We start from the raw sequence: 22284 nt of genomic DNA, 5'->3' as shown, positions 1-22284 counted from the left end.
ATAGCAAAATAAATAATTTAACATAAATTAGATTTTAGCGATATATTTTTATTGTAATTATTTTAAGGTGCTATTCTTAGCACCTTTTTTATAAAAACTAAGCAAAATCAAAAAACTAGCATAAAAAATATTTATGATTGTTTTAAATCCACCCTTACAACCAGCGTTTTTTCTTAAAAAATATAATAGGTATTATTGTAGAGATTATCATTAGGCTCAAGGTTATAAAATACCCATATTGGAATTTTAATTCAGGCATATTCTCAAAGTTCATTCCATAAATTGTCCCTATTAAAGTAGGCGGCATCATAGCAACGGTAACAACGGTAAAAAGCTTTATGATTTTGTTTTGTTCTATGTCAATTTTGCTAGTTAAAATCGTCTGTATATTATCTAAAATCCCAAGTTGCGAAAGGCTAAAATCTATTAAAGAATTTAAATCTTTTAAAATTATGTCTAAATTCTCTTTAATATGAACGCCTATTTTATCGCTTTTAATAAGTGATGATAAGGTCTTTTTCTTCTCAAATAACGAATACCTAATCTGCATATTTAAATCTTGAAGATTTGAAATCTTAGCAAGGTAAAAATCATAATCAAGAGCATTTTTTTGCTCTAAAATCTCGGTTTTTAGCAATCTTGAAACTTTATCAATCCACTCTAGCACATCTCCATCTTTATCCACTCTCATATCAAAAATCTCGCTTAATATCTCATAGCCACTTTTATAATGAGTTGGATTTGCTAGAATTATGTTTTCTACAGAAGCAAAGGTCGGAATTTCTCTAGCACGGATTGTAAATAATACTTTTTTATTTAGTAAAAATGTAATCGTATCTTTTGTAGTGGTTGTTTGATTTAGAGCGTCTTTATTTAAAAACACATTATTAATAGTAATAGTATCTTGCTCTTCCCAATATCTCGCACTTTCTTCTATGTTGTATTTTTCATCATCGTTTGGAATTTTAATATTAAAATTATTTTCTATATAAGCAATCTCATCTAGGTTGAAATTAAACAAATCTACCCATAAAGTATTTTCAGGTATTTCTTCATTGATATTAATAGTGCGTTTTAATACATTTAAATTGTCTTTATAATAAATAAAAAGCATAAAAATCCTTTATAAATTTTAATTATTATAATGAAAATTTTGAAATTTTAAATAGGATTTAAGGCTAAGCTTAAATCCTAAGAATTATTGTTTTAATTGTAAAAGTGTGTTAAGCATTTGATCACTTGTAGTAATTGTCTTAGAGTTTGCTTGATAACCCCTTTGAATTACGATTAAGTTTGTTAAAGATGTGCTTAAATCAACGTTAGACATTTCAAGGCTAGATGCTTGGATTTTACCACGACCACCTGTTGTAGCAGCTCCGATTACTGGCTCACCTGAGTTTGATGTTTGAGTGAAAACATTGCCGCCTTCAGCTTCTAAACCTTCGTTATTTGTAAATGTCGCCATCGCAATTTGTGCTAGACCAAAGCTTCTACCATTCGTAAAGCTTCCTATTATCGTTCCGCTTTCATCAATTCTAATTCCATTTAAGTCCCCACCACTAAAGCCATCTTGAGAAATACCACTTGTATTGCTCTCTCTATCATAACTTGTAATTCCATCAAAATCATTTGGATTACCGAAATAAAAATCTATGTTTTGATTAGGAGTTGAGCCGTTGTTTGCTGTAAAGCTTACTGAACTTGGGCTAAATCCTTGTAATGAACCATCGCTATTAAATCTAATTGTTCCTGTTAGGACATTTTTTGGACCTTCGCCACTAATGTTGATTTCACAAGGCTCTGGAACTTGAATTACTATTCCCCACTCTGTGCCACCATCATCTGTGTAGCCGATTTTTGTAAAGTCATATTTGATTGAGTGTTTTGTCCCAAGTGAGTCAAATATATCAATACTTGAACTATGTGCGCTCATATAAAGCCCTTGAGTTTGACGAATTCCATCTCCACTTGTGAGTGCTCCTTGCATACCTTGCATTGTTTTCATAAACTTATCGTTTTCATTAACATTATTTGCCGGATTTGTTAGATTGCTAATGCTTAAGAACATATTGAAATCATCTTCGTTTTGATTAGCATTTGCCGGAGTTTTAACAACAGGGTTAAGTTCAATAAATTGAGCTTGTTCTGCTGGAGTTGCTTGATCCCACGCTATTAAAGGTGGTCTTTGCATACCATTAGGAAAATTTACCCCTTGACCATTACCATTAAATAATAATCTAGCTCTTTCGTTGATTGCTTCTGTGCTCATATCAAATACATCGCCATCATCAGCATTAAATGCGTCTCCTTTAGGATTTTTGATAACGAATTGTCCTTTAGCATCTACTATGATTTCAACTCCATCATTTTTAGTCCCAGTTGTGCCCCAATCAGCATCAGTTACTTGTCTTCCATCGTAATTTACATAAAGCCTTGCATCTTTTTGCATAGCTTCTCTTAAATCTTCTGTGGTATTAAATGTTCTTTCCATATTAGCATTTAATGCGTGTGCTGTATTAGTTGGGTTTGGATCATAAGTATATTGATAAGCAGTAATTACTTTAATACTAGCACCATTGCCATCTTGATGGTCTATTGCTGCATTTAAAAGACCTGTGTTATCTTGAGTTGCACCATTTCCAGCTCTTAAAACTATGTTTTTCATAGCTGCTGTTGTGCCTTGCTTATTATCATTTACTAAAATAAGTCTATTTCCATTTACTATATCAGCTCTTACGCCTGTTTTACCACTTACTCCATTAATAGCAGTTGCTATATCAGCTACATTTGATACACTGCCACTAATTTGAGTGCCATTAATTTCTATATTTAAATTTGCTGGAGCATTAAATTTACCATTGTTATCAACCCCATTTAAATTAAGTTGTTGAGTTCTAGCTTCTGCATAACTAACCCAAATTCCTTGACCTTTTCTAAGTCCAAGACTTTCTCCACTAGCATTGAATAATACCCCCATATCAACGCCACGCTCATTTAAGCGTAATTCACCATTTTTATTTGTAATAAAGCTATTTTGTGAAACATCGTTTTCTTTATGCACACCCGCATCAACTTTAATACCATCGCCGTTTATATTAGTCCATTCGTGATTGCTATCTAGCTGATAGATTGGAGTTTTTTTATCACCTATGCTATTACCTGAATTTAGGTTTGCTTTTAAGCTAACTAATGTTGTAGGATTTGCAGGGGTTGTAAGACCTGGTTTTATTACTATATTTCTAATTGGAGATGTCGTATCAACTTCGCCTGTAACTTCATCTCTTAACCAACCTTGTGCTATATAACCATTATTATCAACGAAGTTACCATAAGCATCACGAACGAAGTCCCCGTTTCTTGTATATTTATAAGTTTTACCACCATCAGGGCTTACTACGAAAAATCCATCGCCTTGGATAGCTAAGTCTGTGTTTTTCTTAGTTGTTTGGATACTTCCTTGAGCAAAAATCTTAGTAATTGAGTTAATTTGAGTTCCAAGTCCAACTTGCATAGGGTTTTTACCACCTAGCTCTCCTTGTGGAGCTGTTGCAACTTTGCTTGTTTGGTTCATCAAGTCGCTAAAATTTGCACGAGAGTGCTTAAAGCCTGTTGTATTAACGTTTGCTATGTTATTACCTTCTACGTCCATTGCTATTTGGTGTGCCTGAAGACCTGATACTCCAGACCAAAGTGATCTCATCATTTTTATATCCTTGTAATTAAATTCTCTAAGCAAGTTTTAGCAAAAGGTGTTCCAATTTTATTTTTTTATATTAAAATGTTTATTTAATACCGAAAATAAGGGGATTTTGTGGATAGTATAAAAAATAATTTTAGATTAGATTTAATAAAGTGCTTATCAAATACAAGATTACAAAGTTATAAAGACTTAGACGAGCATTTTAAAAATCTTAAATTAATTTCAAAATTATCCCCAAAAATAGGCATTTTAGAAATAACTTTAAGAAATTATTTAAATGATATTTTGGCAAAAAAGTTTAATAATGATGATTGGCTTTTAGATTACGAAAATGAAAGTATAAAAGAACAAATAAATAAATTATATAAAAGCAAAAAAAGAACACCTACAAAAGATGAATTATTAAGCAATCTTACGCTAGGAACGATAATTAAGATTATTGAAGATGAAAAAATTGAGAAGTATATATTTTCAGATTTAGACTTAAAAAGATTTGATAAGAATAATAAAAACTACATAATAATAAACGGGCAAAAGACTAATATTTTTTTAGATAATAAAAATAAAGCATTATTAAAACTATTTTTAAGTCTTAGAAATCGTGCAAGTCATTTTGAGAATTTATTAAAAATGAGAAATAACAAATATTCTAATATTAGTTATAAATTATATGAAAATTGCTATATCAGTATAAATCCAAGAAATTTAGAAAGATTTTTAGATGATTTGATAAGTGATTTTAATGAAGATTTGATAAGCAGAGTAAAACTCTGCTTTTAAGAGTGTCAAGACCACTCACGAAATACATTTCATGATATCAAAAAAAAATTAATCATAAAAGCTTTATCAATGTTTGTTAAAATCAGCTTTTATTAAAAGGAGAAAAATGAAATTTTTAAATATTCAAAAACTAAGCACTGAAAAGCTAGAAAATATGGGTTTTACTTGGCATACAAATGAAGATAAAAAATCATATGTAGATGATAAATTAATAATAATTAGCGAAGATGAAGCAAATAATTATTATAACGCTTGTAATGAGCTATATGATATGTTTATAAACGCAGGTTCTTATGTAATTGATAATAATCTTTTAGATAAACTTGGCATTCCTTTTAATTTACACGAAGTTGTGAAATTATCTTGGGAAAATGAAGTTCATTGGCATTTATATGGGCGTTTTGATTTAGCTGGTGGGCTTGATAATTTACCTATTAAATTGCTTGAGTTTAATGCAAATACTCCAACGGCACTTTTTGAAACGGCGATTTTACAATTTGAGCAATTAAGACTAAATAACTTAGATGAAAGCAATCAATTCAATCACACTTACGAAGCAATCGTTGATAATTTTAAACGCTTATCAACTTTAGATGAAGATGTAAGTAATTTTGATGAAGTATATGAAGGCTGGAAAATACTTTTTACAAGTGTAAAAAATACTGAAGAAGAGCTAACTACAAGATTACTTATGCAAATGGCAAAAGACGCTGGATATGAATGCGAGTTTGCTTATGTTGAAGATATTGAATTTAGCGAAGATGGAGTGTTTTTAGCTGATGAGAATTATGAGTTTTGCTTTATGCTAATTCCTTGGGAAATAATAGCTATTGAAGAAAGCGAATTAGCACATTTACTAACAAAAATAATCAAAAACCAAAAAGCAATTATCCTAAATCCTGCTTATACATTATTATTTCAAAGCAAGGCTATTTTAGAGATTTTATGGCAGCTTTATCCAAATCATAAATATTTATTAAAAACTAGCTTTTTACCACTTGAAAACGCTAAACAAGTTAAAAAGCCGTTTTTTGGTCGTGAAGGTGCAAATGTTACGATTTTGGACAAAAATGGCGAAATAATTACAAAAAATAATGGAGATTATGAAAATAACGGATTTATTTATCAAGAATTTGCAGAACTTAACGAATATAATGGCGAGTTCTATCAAGCTGGGGTATTTTTTGCCTACGAAGCGTGCGGACTTGGATTTAGAAAAGGTGGAACTATTATAGATAATTACGCACAATTCGTAGGACACATTATTAAATAAAGGAAAAATATGCAAGAAATTCTAAGTCTTACTTCATTTGTAGTTGATTTTGATATTAAAAAGAATTTAAAACAAGAATTACAAAATTATAAAAATATTTTAGTTATTGCTGGAGTTACGGCATTTGCGAAATTTAAAGATAAATTAGAATACTCAATTAGTGGCAATTATCATCTAACACATACTAAAGAATGCTCGTTTAATGATATTAATAAAATTATAAATGAATGCAAAGGCTTAGAATTTGATTTAGTCTTAGCAATTGGTGGTGGTAAGGTTTTAGATACTTCAAAATACATAGCAAATGCTTTTAATCTAAAAATAATTACTATACCAACAATCGCTGCAACTTGTGCTGCTGTATCTGCTCTATCTGTTATTTATGAAGATGAAAAGTTTAAAGAATTAGCGCTTTTTAAAGAACCGCCTTTTAAATGTTTTATAGATTTAGAAACTATTAAAAACGCTCCTAAAAGGTATTTAATAGCAGGTATTGGCGATACGATGGCGAAATTTTACGAATTTGATTTGCAATTAAAATATGCAAAAGCTAATAATATAGGCGTAAATTACTCAAATTCTTTTGGCAAAATTTGTAGTAATTTGTGCGTAGATTTAAACTATGAATATGCAAAATCTTTAAATGATGATTTGAGTTTTAAAAATGTCGTAATGTCAATAATAGTAAATACTGGCTATGTTTCACGCTCAATTAATATTGAATATAATGGAGCTTTTGCTCACGCAACTTGCTATGCGATAAGTTATATTAAAGAAATAGAAAAAAACTTCTTGCACGGAGAATTAGTAGCATTTGGTATTTTAGTCCAATTACTAATTGAGAAAAAATATGATGAATATGAAAAATTGCTTAAGTTTTACAAAGAAATCAATTTACCTACTAAAATAAGTGATTTTATAAAAGAAGATGAGTTTTTAAAACATATTGACAAAATAGCTAGTTTAGTCCTTGCATCTAGCGATGTTATTAATCTAATTAATCGTGGTTTTATAACAAATCTTGATGAGATAAAAAATGCTTTAATTTATAAAAAGGAGAAAGAATGAAAATTGTATTTTTAGACGCAAACACCTTAGGTGGAGAAAACATTGACGCATTTAAAGAATTTGGCGAAGTTGTATTATATGAAAAATCATCGCCTAATGAAGTAGTAAAAAGATTAGAAAAATGCGAAGTAGCAGTGATTAATAAAATCAAAATGAGCCGTGAAGTTATGCAAGCTTGCCCTGATTTAAAACTAATTTTAATTAGTGCAACGGGTATGAATACGGTTGATTTGGTTGCGGCAAAAGAATTTAATATCGTAGTTAAAAATGTAGCAGGTTATAGCACAAAAAGTGTGGCTCAACATACTTATGCTCTACTTTTATCATTAATGAACGAAACTCTTTATTATAATGACTACACAAAAAAAGGCAATTGGGCTAAGAGCGAATTATTTTGCGATTATTCAAGAAGAATTTACACAATAGAAGGCAAAACTTGGGGAATTATAGGACTTGGAGCTATTGGAAAAGAAGTTGCAAAAATAGCACAAATGTTTGGTGCTAATGTGATTTATACAAGTCTTAGTGGCAATAATAACAATGCTGATTTTAAAAAAGTTAGCTTAGAAGAATTGCTAAAAAATAGCGATATTATAAGCATTCACGCTCCACTTAACGACAAATCATATAAATTAATCAGCGAAAAAGAACTAACAATGATGAAAGATAATGCGTATTTGCTAAATCTTGGGCGTGGCGGGATAATTGATGAAGTAGCACTCGCAAAAGCAATTGATAGTAAAAATATCCGTGTTGGGCTTGATGTTGTAGAAGTTGAGCCAATGAGTGCCGATAATCCTTTATTAAACATAAGCAAAAAGCAAAATCTAATAATCACCCCGCACATAGCTTGGACTGCTTGTGAGTGTGTTACAAGGCTAGTGGCAATGATGGTGAATAATTTAAGAGATTTTTTAAATGGTAAATAAGATTTACTTAGGGCTAATTTTAGCCCTATTTTTTAGCTCTTGTGCTAAGCAAATTCCAACTACAACTATAAATCTAACTATTAAAAGCGATATTATTAAGTTTAAAGGACAAGGTTTTTTAAAGGATAATAAAGGTGATTTAAGTCTTGATTTATATACACTTGGAAAATACATAAATACTTTTAAAATCAATGAAAAAATATGTTTTAACAACGAATGCTATACCAAAAAAAGCTTTAATGAAAAATTTTTTGGCAAATGGTATTATGATGATTTGTTAAAAGATATAATTTTATGTAAAAATATATTTTCTAAGAAAAATTACTCAAAAACTCCAAATGGTTTTACTCAAATAATTGATGATTTAACTTATGTTGTTGATGATTTAAAATGTGAGTTTTCTTCAAAAAATATTATCATTAAAATTAATAAATAATAAATTTTATTATTCTATAATAATTTTTTCCTAATAATCTAATAAAATTTACAAAAAAATATTATATTTAGATGGAATTTATAATAAGGAGAAATTATGAAAAAAGTATTATTTTCATCGGTTTGTGCAGTGGCACTACTAGGGACAAATGTATATGCAGTAGAAAATAGTTTAAGTAATAGTTTAGAAACTTTTTTAAGTCAAAAAACAGAGTTAGAAAGCAAGATTAAAGAGCAAAATACTCTAATAACTCAAAAACAAGAAAGCGTAAATAATGCTGATACAAATTATAAAGAAAAAGATAAAGCATTTAAAGAAACTGCAAAGGCTATAGATACAGCAACATTAACAGCAGTAGATAAAGAGGGTTTGAAAAATCAAGCTGAAAGAGAACATACTAATTTAGTAAATCAAGGTAATTCTTTAAATACTCAAAAAGATAATTTAAATCAAGAATTACAAGGAATAAGTGATTTGATAACTAAGCAAAATACAGCTATTTCAGATTTAACAAGTCAAATTGCTACTTCTCAAACTAATTTAACTGCCAAAGAAAAAGCTTATAATGATTTAAATAAGCAATTAAGCACATTAGTAGAGCAACACAAAGAATTATTAAATAAAAAATATGAAGCAGAGAATAAACTAGCTGAGGCTAGAGAAAATTTACAAAAAGATCCAAATAATGAAGCATTAAAAACAAATGTAAAAAATGCTATAAAAACTCAAGAAGAAGCTAATTTAGCCGTAAAACTAAGTGATGATACCATGGCTCCATTGGGACAACAAAAAGGACAAGCGTTATTTGAGTTTAATGAAGCTTCAAATAATCATAATAGCTTGGTATTTAAAAAAAGAGAAGAAGAAAAAAGTCTTGAAAATTATAAAAATAGCTTAACTTTAAAACAACAAGAAATCCAAGCTCAAGAACAAAAAATAACAGATAATAAAACTTTACAAGCTCAAGCCCAAACCAAAGTTGAAGAAGCAATGAAAGTATATACAGAAGCTCAAACTAAAGTTGAAGAAGCTAAAAAGACCAATGCTAACGCTAAAACAGCTTTAGATAAAGCAAGTGAAGACCTTGAAAAAGCTAAAACAGAGTTAACTACAGCTAATACAACTTTACTAGAACTAGAAGAGCAATTAAAAGAAATTCAAGCAAATATTACAAACAATACAGAAGAAGGCAAAAAAGCTAAAGAAGAGTTAATGTCAAGTGGTATTTATACGGCTAATACTCAAACTCACGCTAACGCATTAATCAGTTTAGCAGCTTCACACAATGGAGATTTAAGCAATGCAGCTCCTGAAGTAAAAGCACAAGCACAAACCTTAGCAAATCAAATAGCTACAACAATTTTAGATGAGAAAAAAGACGATATAACAGCAGAAGCTCTAAGCACTTTAAATGTTCAAATCAATAATATGAATAAGCGTTTAGGTGAAGTGCGTGGTTTAAATGCGGATATTGGGACTTGGTTTAGAATTTATGGTGGTCGTTTTAGCAATGGTAACAATAATTTCAATTACTATTCAACCCAAATTGGTGCAGATAAAAAAACTAGCTTAAATAATGCTGATATTCTTGCTGGTGTGCTATTTGGCTATGATAAAATCAATGCAGGTGTAAGAGCAAAAGACACTAGCGTAGGAGCGTATTTAAGTTATATTCACAATGATGGATATTTTGCTGATTTGGTATTAAAATATATAAGAAGTAGTTATGATAGTAAATTTGTTGATGTTAAATCTCAAAATTCATTCTTAGTTAGTGCAGAGGGCGGATATAGATTTAATGTAAATAATAATTTTTATCTTGAACCAAGCCTTGAGATAATCACTGGATATATCGGCAAATATGAATCAAGCTTAAAAATCTTTAATAAGTTTAAAATAAATGTAGATGCTCATTCTCCATTAATATTTAAACCACAAATATTTGCAGGTTATAGCGTAAATGATTTTACATTTAGAGCTGGTGTTGGGGCAGTAATTGATACTCAAACTAAAGAAGCAGACCTTTTAATAGGCGATATTATAAAAGGAGTAAATGCTAAGGTAAAAAGCAAATTAGGAGCTAGCGATAGAGGATTTGTAAGCGTTGGCACAGCATATACATTTAGCGATAATTTAAGATTGAATTTAAGTGTTGAAAGAAGCTTTGGCACAAAACTTACAAATGATTATGAAATAAACTCAACCATTAGATATACATTTTAAAAAAAGGGCTTTAAGCCCTTTTTTATCAAACCCCCACTAGCTAAGCGCTCATGCAAACGCATCTATGAACAATAGATCAATTGACAGTTCTTTAAACAAGTTAAACTCAGGTTTTAGAATTAACTCTGCTGCTGATGATGCTTCAGGTATGGCAATTGCTGATAGTTTAAGAAGTCAAGCAAGTTCTCTTGGTCAAGCTATTATGAATGCTAATGATGCTATTGGTATTATTCAAACAGCTGATAAGGCTATGGATGAGCAAATAAAAATACTTGATACAATTAAGAATAAAGCTATTCAATCAGCTCAAGATGGTCAAACAACTGAAACAAGACGCTCACTTCAAGCTGATATTTCAAGACTTATGGAAGAATTAGACAATATTGGTAATACTACATCATTCAATGGTCAAAAGCTTCTAAGTGGAACGTTTTCAAACAAAGAATTTCAAATTGGTGCATATTCAAATGAGACAGTTAAGGCTAGTATAGGGGCAACTACAAGTGATAAGATTGGTTTAACTAGGTTTGAGACTGGGCATAACGTAAGACAAAGCGACCTTGCTTTAGGAGATAAAATTAATCTTACATTTAAAAACGTAGATGGAATTAATGATGTTACATTTGAGCCAGTGCAAATTGCTCAAGGTAATAATATTAAAGCAGGTCAAGGTTTAGGTGCTTTAGTTGAAGCTATTAATAAATCTACTGATAAAACAGGTATTAAAGCTTCTGTTACGGTTCAAAGTGTATTTGAACAACCTATTAAAGCAGGAACTACTTTACAAGGCTTTAGTATAAATGGTGTTACTATTGGTTCTATTGAAGTTAAAGATAAAGATGGAAATGGAGCTTTAAGAGCTGCTATTAACTCTGTTAAAGATCAAACAGGGGTTGAGGCTAGTGTTGATGAAAAAGGAAGATTAGTACTTGCTAATAGAGATGGTAGAGGTATTAAGATAACTGATGGGGTGGATAAGAGTTATGATCCAACTGGCAAAGCTTTTACGGCAACTGAAGCAGCTAAAGTAGCAGATAAGCATGTGTTTTATACTGATGCTGCTGGAGATTTAGATGGTGCTAATGGTGAAAAAATTGTTGATTTTTCTGGTGCGGCTGCTTGGGGCGGTGATAATGCAGCTTCTGAAGCCGATCCTACTGGTGCTGCTGGTTCTATACTTTCAACAAAAAATTCATTTGATGATGTTAAAGATGCTTATTATGAACAAGCAGCAAGACACGCAGCTGATGGAGTAGCTAAAGCTTCAGCTGATGCCATTAAAACAGCAATTAAAGATGGAACTGAAATAGATTTAAGTGGTGTTAAAGCAGAAAAATTTGGTGCTTTACAATTGGAAAGTGCTAAAGCATTTAAAGACCCTGCAAATCATACTGCAATATCTGAAGAATATGAAATAGCTTTAAAAGATGCTAATGCAGCAGTAAAAGTAGCAGTTGGAGATACAAATTCTAAACATGCGACTTTAAGTGATGCTAATGCTGCCTTGGATACTGCAATGAAAGCATTAAATAAGGTTATAGATTTATCAAAAGGTCATAATATGGGCGAAGCTGAAGGAACTAATGGAATCATAGCAGTTGCAGCTCTTAATTTTTTACAAGGTGTTAAAGAAGGCTTAAATGAAAGCGATAGAGCTGGTCTTAAAGATATGATAGGCTTAACTAACGATACTAAGACTAACTTTGGAAGATTAAGTTTTTCATCAACTAATGGTAAAGACATAGTTGTAGAAGCTACTAGAGATTATACTGGAGCTGATGGTAAATTGCATAGTATGGATGTTACAAGTGCAATAGGCTATGATAAAAATGTTTCTGAAAAAACAGTTAGCTTAAGAGAAACTAATGCTACTATAGATAGAGAAACAGCAGATGCAATGGGCTTTAATGCTAATGATTGGCAAGCAACTGATGCAGGAGATAATAAGAATGGTTATGCTGCAGGTGTAATGACTTTAAAAGGCGCACAAGCAATGATGAATATTGCTGAATCAGCTCAAAAAGCTCTTGAAGCAATTAGAAGTGACCTTGGTTCTGTCCAAAACCAACTTGTTTCAACTGTTAATAATATTTCAGTTACTCAAGTAAATGTTAAATCAGCTGAAAGTAATATTAGAGATGTTGACTTTGCATCTGAGAGTGCTACATTTAGTAAACACCAAATCCTAGCTCAATCAGGTGTATATGCAATGAGCCAAGCTAACGCTGTTCAACAAAACGTAATGAGATTATTACAATAGTTTTAATATTAAAGGTGCTATCCTTAGCACCTTTTTTACTTCTTAAGTTAATAAAAGAAAAAAAACAAAATCCCAAATCAATTCTTATTATTTTAAATCAATAACTTATTATTAATATAAGCCTTAAAAGTGATAAAAATAAAAAAATAATAAAGAATTTAAATAAGAATTTTATTTTTTGAAACCAGATATTAAAGATAAACTAAAAGAAATTTTGAACACTCAAAATATCAAGTTTTATGAGATTGATACTACTCTTATAACTGATATGAGTTATCTTTTTGAAAAGGTATTAATACTTGGGACACAGGCAATGTGCATGATATGAGTGCTATGTTTTATGATTGTTATAGTTTAAATAAAAAGCTTAGTTTTAATACTAAAAATGTTGAAGATTTTTCAGGAATGTTTAGTTGGTGCAAGAGTTTAAATCAAATTATTGATTTTGATATGAGTAGTGCGAAAAAAATAGATGGAATGTTTTTTAAAAGTTGTGGCAAATTAGCCAATAATTAGACTAGAAAGTATTATTATGGAGTTAGTAAATTCAACGCTTAATTTGGTTATAAATTTAGGGATTTTATTAAGCATGATTAAATTAAACAAAAATATTGATAAAGTTATTTAAAAAATTCAATTTTGTTTGTTTAGTTAAGTTTTAAGAGTTATAAACAAACGAAATTCTGATTTTAAATTCTAGTTATTTTTTGTAGTGCTTTCTTCTTTTTTATTCTCTTTAGATTTTTCTAAATCTTGTTCATTTTGTTCTTTGCTTTCGTTGTTTGTTTCGTTAGATTTATTGTTTTGTTTATCGATTTTTTCTATATCTATATTTTCGGATTTTATTTTTAAAACTTTATTTGGATTATAAATATTTTCAACATGTACTACGCTTCCAGAATCAAATAAAATTTCTACATTACTGATACTTAATCTACCATCATCTAAAACACAAACTAGCTTTTGGTTTTCACACTTAGGTATAACATTGTTTTCGTGGGTTTGTTTATATTTTTTTAAAATATAGCTGAAACTTAGGTCGCTTTGTGAAATAATAATATCAGCTTTGTATTTACCCAATCCTAAAATTGAATAAAAATTGAAATTTAAATTAAAAATAAAGATTGTAATAGTACAAATCCATATAATATTAATTAAAACATAATTAATTTTTGCATGAATAAATAATAGACTAATAATTGGAAATATTACTATAGGCAAAATTATTTTATTTATATAACTATCGTTTGCCGCATTGTTTCCAATTGTTTCGAGCAAGCCTGTGAGTGTAATTCCAAATGTTAAACCTGCTAGAGCAAGCATAAATATTATCATTATAATTACCTCTAAAATGAAAAATACAATAAAATCTATTAGTTTATTTTCTATGTTTATTTTTATATTTGCAAGAGTACCTTTTATTATCATAACAATAAACATTGGAACATAATTTATTAGTAAAAGAATTAAAAATGCTACTATATTAATAATACCAAAATGAAAAATTTCGACATTATCATGTTTTGGTATCTCTTTAAAATTCATAAAATAAAAATAATTATATATTATAAATGAAATAAATGTTGTCAGTGCCAATGCTAATGATATTATTTTTAATAAATCTCCAGATATATTTGCAGCTTGTTTTATTAAGTTTAATTCTTTTTTAATTTTTAATGAATTATTGTGTTTAATACGTAAGTATAAAATTTTTATTTTATCTACTATTTTTTCTGTTTTGTATATTAATGAGTTGTATTTTGCACTATTTTTTACAAAATTATATTTTTCTTCTAGCTTTTCTTTTTTCATTTTTTTTATCTTTAAATAGTTTCTTATATTTTAGCATATAATAATATAATTAATCAAATTAGAGAAAATTAGAAAATTAGGGGTAATATGTGCTAGATAGAAAAGAAATTTATGAATGTTTTAGAGAGTGCATCAAAATTGCTAATCAATATTATAAAAAAGAACAAGTTAGTTTTAAAAATTTAACGCATAGATTTAATAAAGTTTTGAATAAGTTTAATTTTAAAATATATACAAATATACAGGTGTTGCAAAAACAAGATTACAAAGGTTTTGCTTTCCATAAACAGTTTAAAAGCAATAATTATGCTACTTTCCATAAAAAAGGTAATTGGAACAATGTTTATATATGGTTTGGAATTTATGATAACGGAAACAAATTTACTTTATATATTGTAAAAAGCAATGAATGTAGCGATTTTAAAGCATTAAGAAAAATGCAATTTGATGGTGTTTTTGATAGAAATAGTGATAAATTTCAAATTATTGGAGATTGTGACAATTACGAGAATTTAAAAGAGCAAATTTATGATAAATTTGTATTTTTAATTAACTATATGAATAATTTTCAAGAAGATGATTATTTAACAATAAATAAAAACGAAAATAAAATAGAGGTAAATATGGATTATCCGTTAAATCAGATTTTATATGGAGCACCTGGAGTTGGCAAGACTTACAATACCATAAATATAGCTTTAGGGATTTTGGGCGAAGATTTTTTAACTCAAACAAACGAAATTTACACAAGAAAAGCAATGCAAGAAAGATTTAAAGACTATGTAAAAAACGGGCAAATAGTATTTACAACCTTTCATCAAAGCTATGGGTATGAAGAATTTGTAGAAGGAATTAGACCTGATTTTGATAACGATGAGCTAAGATATGTGATAGCTGATGGTGTGTTTAAGGATTTGTGTAAAAAAGCTAAGCAAAATTATATAAATTACTCTACTCCAAATGAGCTAAATTTTGACAAGCTGATAAATTATTTTGCTGAGTATGTAAAAAGCGAGTTTTTAGACCAAAACAAGGAGTTTTTACTAGAAAATGGTGTAAATATTCATAGTATTTTTTATGATAAAGACGGCGAGTGTTTTTCGTTTAAGCTTGGTGGAGTTGTTCAAAGTGACCAAAGGTTAATTGTAGATACAATCAAGCGTGATTACGAAGAATTTAAAATAGGAAATATAAAAAGCTATATAGATATAAAGCCAAAGTTTGAGAGCAAGAAAATTTATCATGGTAATGCGAGGTATTATTTTATGCTTTATAAAAAGCTTTTTGAGTTTGAGAAAAAAAGATGATTATAAAAACCAAAAAGAAGATTTAAAGCCATATATAATCATCATTGATGAGATAAATCGTGGGAATATTAGTAAGATTTTTGGAGAGCTTATCACACTTATTGAACCTAGTAAAAGACTAGGAAATACTGAAGAGCTAGAAGTAGTGTTGCCATATAGTAAAGAGAGTTTTGGTGTGCCAAATAATGTTTATATAATAGGCACTATGAATACAGCTGATAAGAGTATCACTACCCTTGATACGGCATTAAGGCGTAGGTTTGAGTTTAAAAAGATGATGCCTAATAGTTTTCTTTTAAATTCTAATTGCGATGGGATAAATCTTCAAGAATTATTAAATAAAATGAATGAAAGAATTGAATATTTAATAGGAGATGAAAAGCTTATCGGACATTCGTATTTTATGGGTATAAACAAAATTGATGAGCTTAAAGTTGTGTTTAGAAATAAGATTTTACCACTTTTAGAAGAGTATTTTTATAATGATTATTCGCAGATAAAATCGGTGCTTAATGATAATGAAGAATTGATAGTAAGTAAAAATATGTTAAATCAAGAAGTTTTACGCATAAATAATAAGTTTTTGGATAAATTAACAAAAGATTGGTTTAATAAAATCTATGGCAAATAAAATAGCCCACGAACACGAAATAATAAGCTCACTTGATAACGATGAGTTTTTAAATGAGCTTATGAGCTTTGCTGAAAATAACCCAGAGTTTTTAAGAATAGTCGGTAAAAATAAGCTAAAAGCAAGAAATTATGTAGGGCTTATAAAGACAAAAAGTGGGGTTTTAGAAATTTATCCTAAGGTTTCAAAACCAAGTAATGAGATAATGCCAAGAATAGATTTAAGCAAGGCTTATGAGCTAAAAGATGAGATGTTTAAGGATTGTAAAGAAAGAGAGTTAAATCCCAAGCAGCTACTTTTAGAACTTTTAAGAACTTTACAAAAAAGTCCGTTTAAAAAATCGCTTAAAGCAACGCTAAAAGATGAAAAAATGCCACTTTTTGAAGTTTTTGTTGAAATGTTTTTAGAAGAACTTTTCGTGCTTTTAAATAAAGGGCTTATGAGTGATTATATAAAAATAGCTGAAAATAGAACAACTTTAAAAGGCAAATTGCTTTTTAATGAGAATTTAAAACATAACTTAATTCATAAAGAGCGATTTTTTACCGAAAATGATGAATATATCATAGACAATGCGATAAATCAAACTATAAAAACTACATTATTTCATTTAAAAAAACTAAGTCAAAATAAAAAGATTTTAAAATATTTAAAGACTTTTGATGATATTAGTTTAATTGATATTAAAAAATGTGAATTTAGTGTAAAAAATAAGCATTATAGTTATTATGAAAACATACTTTTATGGTGTAAGTTATTTTTAAATGGTTTTAGTTTTACATCATTTGCGGGGGATAATAACGCTTATGCTTTGCTTTTTGATATGAATAGACTTTTTGAAGATTATGTAGCTTTTATGCTTAAAAAACACAACCCAAATATAAAAATAAGCACTCAATTATTAAAAAAACACTTAATAAAAGATGGTCAAAATGAGCGTTGTTTAATGCGACCTGATATTTTAATTGAGCTTAAAGATAAAACAATCATCGCTGATACAAAGTATAAAATCATAAATAAGTTAAGTGATATTAGCCAAGCTGATTTATATCAATTATTTGCCTATGCAATAGCTTTTAAAGTTAGTGAAGTTTGGCTTATATATCCACTTTTTGATGGTAGTTTAGGGTATAAAACACTAGAATATAACTTAGATTGCTTTAATACTAAGATAAAATTACAAATTCTTTTTGCTCCTTTAGGTTGATATTTTAGTTGCATTGTGATTTGTTATAATCTTAGGTTTTATGAATTTAAAATATGATTAGATATAAATAAAAAGCTTAATTATTAAGATAATAAATTGCAAGTTTAAAGATAGCTTTTACTATCTTTAAACATAGTTTCAAATTAAATTCCTAGATTTTCTAATGTTTTTTGAGCGTTTAGGAGTTGGGTTTTTACTGCGTTTTCTGATGTCCCACCATAAGAATTTCTTAAATCAACGCAAGTTTTTAAATCAATTGCTTTATAAATATCATCTTCAATTAAATCACACTCAAGCCTTAATTCATCTAAGCTTAATTCATCTAATTTAAGTTTTTTTGAGATTGCATAGCTTACTAATTTTCCCGTAATTTCGTGAGCTTTTCTAAATGGCACACCTTTTTTAGCTAAATAATCAGCCAAATCAGTAGCATTTGAATATCCATTAGCAGCTGCTCTTAGCATATTTTCTTTAATTGGTTTCATTTTTGCAATTAGTTTTGTAATTATTATTAGACTATCTTTTATGGTATCTTGCGTATCATAAACACTTGCTTTATCTTCGCTCATATCGGTATTATAAGCTAGTGGCAAACCTTTCATAATAGTTAGCATTGAGATTAGATTGCCATAAATTCTACCTGTTTTGCCACGCATTTTTTCGCATACATCGGGGTTTTTTTTCTGTGGCATTATGCTTGAACCCGTGCAAAAATCATCACTTAGCTCAATGAATTTATAATCATTTGAATTAAAAATAATTAGCTCTTCACAAAGGCGTGAAAGATGGCTAAAACAAATTGCACTAACACTACAAAACTCAAGCATATAATCTCTATTGCTAACACTATCAATACTATTTTCACTTGGCTTTGCAAAGCCAAGTTCATTTGCGCTAAAAAATCTATCTATATTAAAAGTAGTCCCAGCAAGTGCAGCCGAGCCTAGCGGGCATTCGTTTAATGAATTGTATAGATTTAAAAATCTATCATAATCTCTTTTAAACATCCAAAAATACGCCATTATCCAATGCGAATATAAAATCGGTTGAGCGGTTTGAAGATGAGTAAAGCCTGGCATAATTAAGTCTAAATTTATCTTAGCTTGGTTTAAAATCTCTTGCATTAATTCTTTTAAATTAGCTTTAATTCCTAATACAAATTCTTTCATTTGTAATATTCCATCTAGTGCGGTTTGGTCGTTTCTACTTCTTGCAGTGTGAAGCTTACCAGCACTTGCACCTATTAAAATACTAAGTCTTTTTTCAATAGCCATATGAATATCTTCATCGCTTATATTAAACTCAAATTTATGTTCTATAAATTCGTTTTGAATAATTTCTAAGCCTTTTAAAATCTCTGCTAATTCTTGAGAGTTTATGATTTTTTGACGCTCAAGCATTTTTGCGTGTGCTATGCTTCCTTTTATATCTATTAAAGCAAGTCTGTTTTCAAGTGGCAAAGTCGCTGTGTAATTTTCTACTAATTTATCCGTAGCTTGGCTAAATCTACCGCCCCATAATTTTTTCATACTATTCTCCTAATAAAATTCCTTCTTTAAGCCCATAAGCTGAAATGATAAATTCAAAATCATCAAATAAAGTATCAATAAAATAAGCCCCGCAAAGCACTGCAAAATCTCTATTAACTCCTAGCATTAAATCTCTTTTTTCGGCATTATTTGTATTAATAAAATCAATTAACTTATATAATTCATCTTTATTTACAATGCTATTATGAAACTCTAAATCATCAATATCTTTATAAGCAATATTTTTTGCAATACTTTTTGCAAATATTCCCGTTTTTGATGCTAGAACAATTGGTCTTGGATAGTTTTTAAGCTCGTTTTTATAAGGGTTTAAAAGTGTATATGCGTAGTCTTTAATATCTAAGTTTTTTTCTTTTACGCTTTTATAAAAAGATAAAAGTCCTATATCAAGTAATAATTTTTTATCATTACTTGTAATTTCTGTTGAATACCCACCAACATCTACTAAAGTAAAATCACCTTGAATTGAAATTCCAACCCCTAATCTAGTAAGCCTTGCTTCTTCGTTTTGGCTTAATATTTTTAATTTAAAGCCGTATTTTTGATAAAGCATATTAGCTATTAAATCAGCATTTTTACTTTTTCTAAAAATTGCAGTAGCAACTACTTTTGCCTTGCTTAAATCATAATTTAGCTCATCAAGTGCATTGATTAAGACCTTAATTCCTTCATCATTTATACACTCGTTTTCATAAAATAGTCCTAAGTTTAAGACCTTTTCGTAGTTTTTTAAAACCTTATCAAATACAGCTATTTTAAGAGTATTTGAGCCTATATCAATTGCTAAATTCATTTAAAGTTGCCTTTATTAGCTTTAATAATTTTTCATTATCAATATCTTTTAAAACCTTTACTAGGTTTAACTTGCTTAAATCAATGCCTATATTCATATTAAGATTTTTATCATATCTTAAGCTTTTGCCCCTTGCTTCGCCACAAGTTTCTATATCTACATAATATTCATCGCTTTTACAAATGCTAGAATCTAGTAAATATGCAATTATTAAAGCATCGTGTATCCAAGTGCCAATGCTATTTCTTGTAAGCTCTGCATAGCTTATCCAAGGCTTAATACTTGTATATAAAAAATCACATAGTTTATTATTAATTGCTTTTATTTCTTCTAAATCTTTATGAGTTAGGCTAGTTTGCATTGTGATATTGTAAGGTGCTAGAGTGATTTTTGCCCCACTTCTTAGCACTATCCTAGCAGCTTCTGGGTCAAAACCAAAATTAGTATCTTTAGGGTATTTACTCATATCAAATACCCCGCCCATAATTAAAATCTCTTTTACATTTTTTGCAAACTCATTATCTAAAATACAAGCTTGAGCTATGTTTGTAAGTGGTCCAATAGCACAAACAATAAGCTCATTTTTATAAACTCTTGCTAATTCGCATAATTTATAAACAGCGTTTAATTTAGTGTTTTTATAAAGTTTAATAGGTTTAAAATCTTGCCATAAGTGTTCTAATTTAAAATTATAAACACTCTCATCAAGTCTTTTTCTCCACGGCGTTTCATCTTCTAATAAAGCCTTACTTGAGCCTAAAAATACAGGAATTTTAATCCCTAATTTAGAAATTAAATTCCTTGCGACTGCATAAGCTTTGTGATTTATCACATTTCCGCTTAGAGTTGTTATTGCTTTTAAATCAATCTTTTTACTAGCAATTGCAAGTGCTAGGGCTAAGCCATCATCAGTATTAGCCCCACAAATACCATTGCCTATATCAGTATCAATTACGATTTTCATATAGCATCTTCAATAAGATTTAAATCTCTACCCCTAGTTTCAGGAGCAAAAAATGTAGTAACAAATCCAATTCCTGCCATAAATATAAAATAAGCAGCGATTAAATACCAATTATGAGTTAGATTTATAAAATAAGTTGCTAAAAATGGTGCAGTTCCACCTGATAAAATGCCACCGATTTCTTTAGCTAGTGCCATTTTTGTATAACGATTTTTGCACCCAAACATTTCAACTCCGTAAGCTGCTTGAACTCCAAAAATCCCTAAAGATGCAAGACACATTCCTACGACAATTACACAAATTACTATTATTTCATTTTTGCTATCAAGTAACATAAATGCAGGAACTGCATAAATCATTAATAATAAGCAAAATATCCTATACATAATGCGACGACCAAATTTATCGCTTAGCCATCCAGATAATGGAATAACTAAAAATCCTAAAAATGAAGCTATTAAAACCCCTGTTGTAGCTATTTGTTTGTCTAATAATAAAATAGTATAAACATAACCTACTAAAAAGCTTTGAGCTATATAAGATGGGGCGTTTTCTCCCATTCTAAGACCTAGCATAATAAAAAATGATTTGTTCTTTTGCCAAAAAGTTTTGTTTTCGGTTTTGTGAGTTTTTAAATTTTGTTCTCGTTGTTTTTGCATTTGTTCTTTTTGTTTTGCAAATACAGGTGTTTCTCCTACAAAGCGTCTTAGATACAAGGCAAATGCAGCTATTAAAAAGCTAAATATAAATGGCAATCTCCAGCCCCATTCTAAAAAGTCTTTATCATCTAAAAATCCAAGTAAAAACCAAATTCCACTAGCAATTAAAGTCCCACTATTAGAGCCTAGTGCAATGATTGATGATACTAAACCACGATTTTTGCTAGGTGCGTATTCACCCAACATAATAGCTCCACCGCTAAGTTCAGCTCCTGCTCCAAAACCTTGTAAAAATCTTAAAATTACTAATAATAAAGGTGCTAAAATGCCTATGCTATTATAAGATGGGATAAATCCTATTAAAGTAGTCGCTGCACCCATTAAAAATATAGTTATCATCATAACTTCTTTACGACCATATTTATCTCCTAATCTACCAAAAAAGAAAGCTCCAATAGGTCTAGCAATAAAGCCAACTCCATAGGTTGCAAAACTAAGCATTAGAGCGATTATAGGGGTTTGCTCTGGGTAAAAAACTTTACCAAAAACGGTTGCAGCCGCAAGGCCATATAAAACAAAATCAGCATATTCCATAGCAGTTCCTAGCCAACAGCTAATGATTGCGTTTTTAAAGGATTTTTTGCCTTCTTTTGTCTTTAAAATATCATCTTGAATTTGATTCATTAAATCTC

17 protein-coding genes and 1 pseudogene are annotated in these 22284 nt (G+C 29.3%); 11 read left to right on the top strand and 7 right to left on the bottom strand.

Translation table 11 applies throughout. From position 1 onward, the window contains the following. Positions 1-154 precede the first annotated feature (154 nt). Positions 155-1114 carry a magnesium/cobalt transporter CorA gene (corA, locus tag AVBRAN_RS09485; RefSeq protein WP_239803124.1) on the bottom strand — a complete coding sequence of 320 codons (960 nt, stop codon included), beginning with the start codon at positions 1112-1114 and terminating at the stop codon, positions 155-157. Positions 1115-1198: 84 nt separating this feature from the next. After that, entirely contained in the window at positions 1199-3703 is a 2505-nt protein-coding gene (gene flgE / locus AVBRAN_RS09480; RefSeq protein ID WP_239803123.1) for a flagellar hook protein FlgE, read from the bottom strand. A gap of 108 nt (positions 3704-3811) precedes the next feature. Between flgE and AVBRAN_RS09475 the strand changes: the two genes are divergently transcribed. The 8 genes and pseudogenes from AVBRAN_RS09475 to AVBRAN_RS09440 all read left to right on the top strand — a co-directional run bounded on the left by AVBRAN_RS09475 (position 3812) and on the right by AVBRAN_RS09440 (position 13185). After that, positions 3812-4480, top strand: a complete 669-nt coding sequence (locus tag AVBRAN_RS09475) for a hypothetical protein (RefSeq protein ID WP_239803122.1) — start codon at positions 3812-3814, stop codon at positions 4478-4480. 106 nt (positions 4481-4586) lie between these two features. Beyond that, a complete protein-coding gene (locus tag AVBRAN_RS09470) occupies positions 4587-5753 on the top strand; it encodes a glutathionylspermidine synthase family protein (RefSeq protein ID WP_239803121.1) in 1167 nt (388 codons plus the stop codon). 9 nt (positions 5754-5762) lie between these two features. Further along, positions 5763-6821 (top strand): iron-containing alcohol dehydrogenase, encoded by a 1059-nt coding sequence (locus AVBRAN_RS09465; protein WP_239803120.1) that lies wholly within the window; start codon positions 5763-5765, stop codon positions 6819-6821. Beyond that, on the top strand, positions 6818-7750 hold the full coding sequence (locus AVBRAN_RS09460; RefSeq protein WP_214118912.1) for a D-2-hydroxyacid dehydrogenase: 933 nt from the start codon (positions 6818-6820) through the stop codon (positions 7748-7750). Before AVBRAN_RS09465 ends, AVBRAN_RS09460 begins: the two co-directional genes overlap by 4 nt. Continuing rightward, entirely contained in the window at positions 7740-8186 is a 447-nt protein-coding gene (locus AVBRAN_RS09455) for a hypothetical protein (protein WP_239803119.1), read from the top strand. Before AVBRAN_RS09460 ends, AVBRAN_RS09455 begins: the two co-directional genes overlap by 11 nt. 96 nt (positions 8187-8282) lie before the next feature. Next, positions 8283-10409, top strand: a complete 2127-nt coding sequence (locus AVBRAN_RS09450; RefSeq protein ID WP_239803118.1) for an autotransporter outer membrane beta-barrel domain-containing protein — start codon at positions 8283-8285, stop codon at positions 10407-10409. 40 nt (positions 10410-10449) lie between these two features. Beyond that, a pseudogene (locus AVBRAN_RS09445) lies at positions 10450-12669 on the top strand (flagellin); the annotation flags it as partial. 291 nt (positions 12670-12960) lie between these two features. After that, complete coding sequence (locus AVBRAN_RS09440) at positions 12961-13185, top strand: BspA family leucine-rich repeat surface protein (RefSeq protein ID WP_275592003.1); 225 nt, start codon at positions 12961-12963, stop codon at positions 13183-13185. A 180-nt stretch (positions 13186-13365) separates the two neighbouring features. On the opposite strand, the gene AVBRAN_RS09435 is transcribed toward AVBRAN_RS09440, so the two are convergent. Then, entirely contained in the window at positions 13366-14481 is a 1116-nt protein-coding gene (locus AVBRAN_RS09435; RefSeq protein WP_239803115.1) for a hypothetical protein, read from the bottom strand. 89 nt (positions 14482-14570) lie between these two features. On the opposite strand from AVBRAN_RS09435, the gene AVBRAN_RS09430 reads away from it, so the two are divergent. The 3 genes from AVBRAN_RS09430 to AVBRAN_RS09420 are packed head-to-tail and all read left to right on the top strand — an operon-like array spanning position 14571 to position 17626. Further along, entirely contained in the window at positions 14571-15788 is a 1218-nt protein-coding gene (locus AVBRAN_RS09430; protein WP_239803114.1) for a hypothetical protein, read from the top strand. Further along, a complete protein-coding gene (locus tag AVBRAN_RS09425; RefSeq protein WP_239803113.1) occupies positions 15772-16419 on the top strand; it encodes an AAA family ATPase in 648 nt (215 codons plus the stop codon). The genes AVBRAN_RS09430 and AVBRAN_RS09425 overlap by 17 nt, the downstream gene beginning before the upstream one ends. Next, on the top strand, positions 16409-17626 hold the full coding sequence (locus AVBRAN_RS09420) for an McrC family protein (RefSeq protein ID WP_239803112.1): 1218 nt from the start codon (positions 16409-16411) through the stop codon (positions 17624-17626). Before AVBRAN_RS09425 ends, AVBRAN_RS09420 begins: the two co-directional genes overlap by 11 nt. 143 nt (positions 17627-17769) lie before the next feature. On the opposite strand, the gene argH is transcribed toward AVBRAN_RS09420, so the two are convergent. Genes argH through AVBRAN_RS09400 form a run of 4 tightly spaced genes read right to left on the bottom strand, consistent with a single transcriptional unit; the run spans position 17770 to position 22276 of the window. Continuing rightward, complete coding sequence (gene argH, locus AVBRAN_RS09415) at positions 17770-19155, bottom strand: argininosuccinate lyase (RefSeq protein WP_239803111.1); 1386 nt, start codon at positions 19153-19155, stop codon at positions 17770-17772. A 1-nt stretch (position 19156) separates the two neighbouring features. Further along, entirely contained in the window at positions 19157-19969 is an 813-nt protein-coding gene (locus tag AVBRAN_RS09410) for a hypothetical protein (protein ID WP_214119476.1), read from the bottom strand. Next, complete coding sequence (locus AVBRAN_RS09405; protein ID WP_239803110.1) at positions 19953-20933, bottom strand: nucleoside hydrolase; 981 nt, start codon at positions 20931-20933, stop codon at positions 19953-19955. Before AVBRAN_RS09405 ends, AVBRAN_RS09410 begins: the two co-directional genes overlap by 17 nt. Further along, on the bottom strand, positions 20930-22276 hold the full coding sequence (locus tag AVBRAN_RS09400; protein WP_214117830.1) for an MFS transporter: 1347 nt from the start codon (positions 22274-22276) through the stop codon (positions 20930-20932). The genes AVBRAN_RS09405 and AVBRAN_RS09400 overlap by 4 nt, the downstream gene beginning before the upstream one ends. Positions 22277-22284: the final 8 nt, after the last annotated feature.

The organism is Campylobacter sp. RM12651 (assembly GCF_022369475.1).
Classification (GTDB): Bacteria; Campylobacterota; Campylobacteria; order Campylobacterales; family Campylobacteraceae; genus Campylobacter_E.
This window is presented reverse-complemented; position numbering and strand designations above follow the sequence as displayed.

Excerpts from the sequence above, each read along its gene's own strand:
- AVBRAN_RS09470 (WP_239803121.1), top strand. The coding sequence starts at position 4,587 with ATGAAATTTTTAAATATTCAAAAACTAAGCACTGAAAAGCTAGAAAAT.
- corA (WP_239803124.1), bottom strand. The coding sequence starts at position 1,114 with ATGCTTTTTATTTATTATAAAGACAATTTAAATGTATTAAAACGCACT.
- AVBRAN_RS09420 (WP_239803112.1), top strand. The coding sequence starts at position 16,409 with ATGGCAAATAAAATAGCCCACGAACACGAAATAATAAGCTCACTTGAT.
- AVBRAN_RS09435 (WP_239803115.1), bottom strand. The coding sequence starts at position 14,481 with ATGAAAAAAGAAAAGCTAGAAGAAAAATATAATTTTGTAAAAAATAGT.
- AVBRAN_RS09455 (WP_239803119.1), top strand. The coding sequence starts at position 7,740 with ATGGTAAATAAGATTTACTTAGGGCTAATTTTAGCCCTATTTTTTAGC.
- AVBRAN_RS09465 (WP_239803120.1), top strand. The coding sequence starts at position 5,763 with ATGCAAGAAATTCTAAGTCTTACTTCATTTGTAGTTGATTTTGATATT.
- AVBRAN_RS09405 (WP_239803110.1), bottom strand. The coding sequence starts at position 20,933 with ATGAAAATCGTAATTGATACTGATATAGGCAATGGTATTTGTGGGGCT.
- AVBRAN_RS09460 (WP_214118912.1), top strand. The coding sequence starts at position 6,818 with ATGAAAATTGTATTTTTAGACGCAAACACCTTAGGTGGAGAAAACATT.
- flgE (WP_239803123.1), bottom strand. The coding sequence starts at position 3,703 with ATGATGAGATCACTTTGGTCTGGAGTATCAGGTCTTCAGGCACACCAA.
- AVBRAN_RS09410 (WP_214119476.1), bottom strand. The coding sequence starts at position 19,969 with ATGAATTTAGCAATTGATATAGGCTCAAATACTCTTAAAATAGCTGTA.
- argH (WP_239803111.1), bottom strand. The coding sequence starts at position 19,155 with ATGAAAAAATTATGGGGCGGTAGATTTAGCCAAGCTACGGATAAATTA.
- AVBRAN_RS09400 (WP_214117830.1), bottom strand. The coding sequence starts at position 22,276 with ATGAATCAAATTCAAGATGATATTTTAAAGACAAAAGAAGGCAAAAAA.
- AVBRAN_RS09450 (WP_239803118.1), top strand. The coding sequence starts at position 8,283 with ATGAAAAAAGTATTATTTTCATCGGTTTGTGCAGTGGCACTACTAGGG.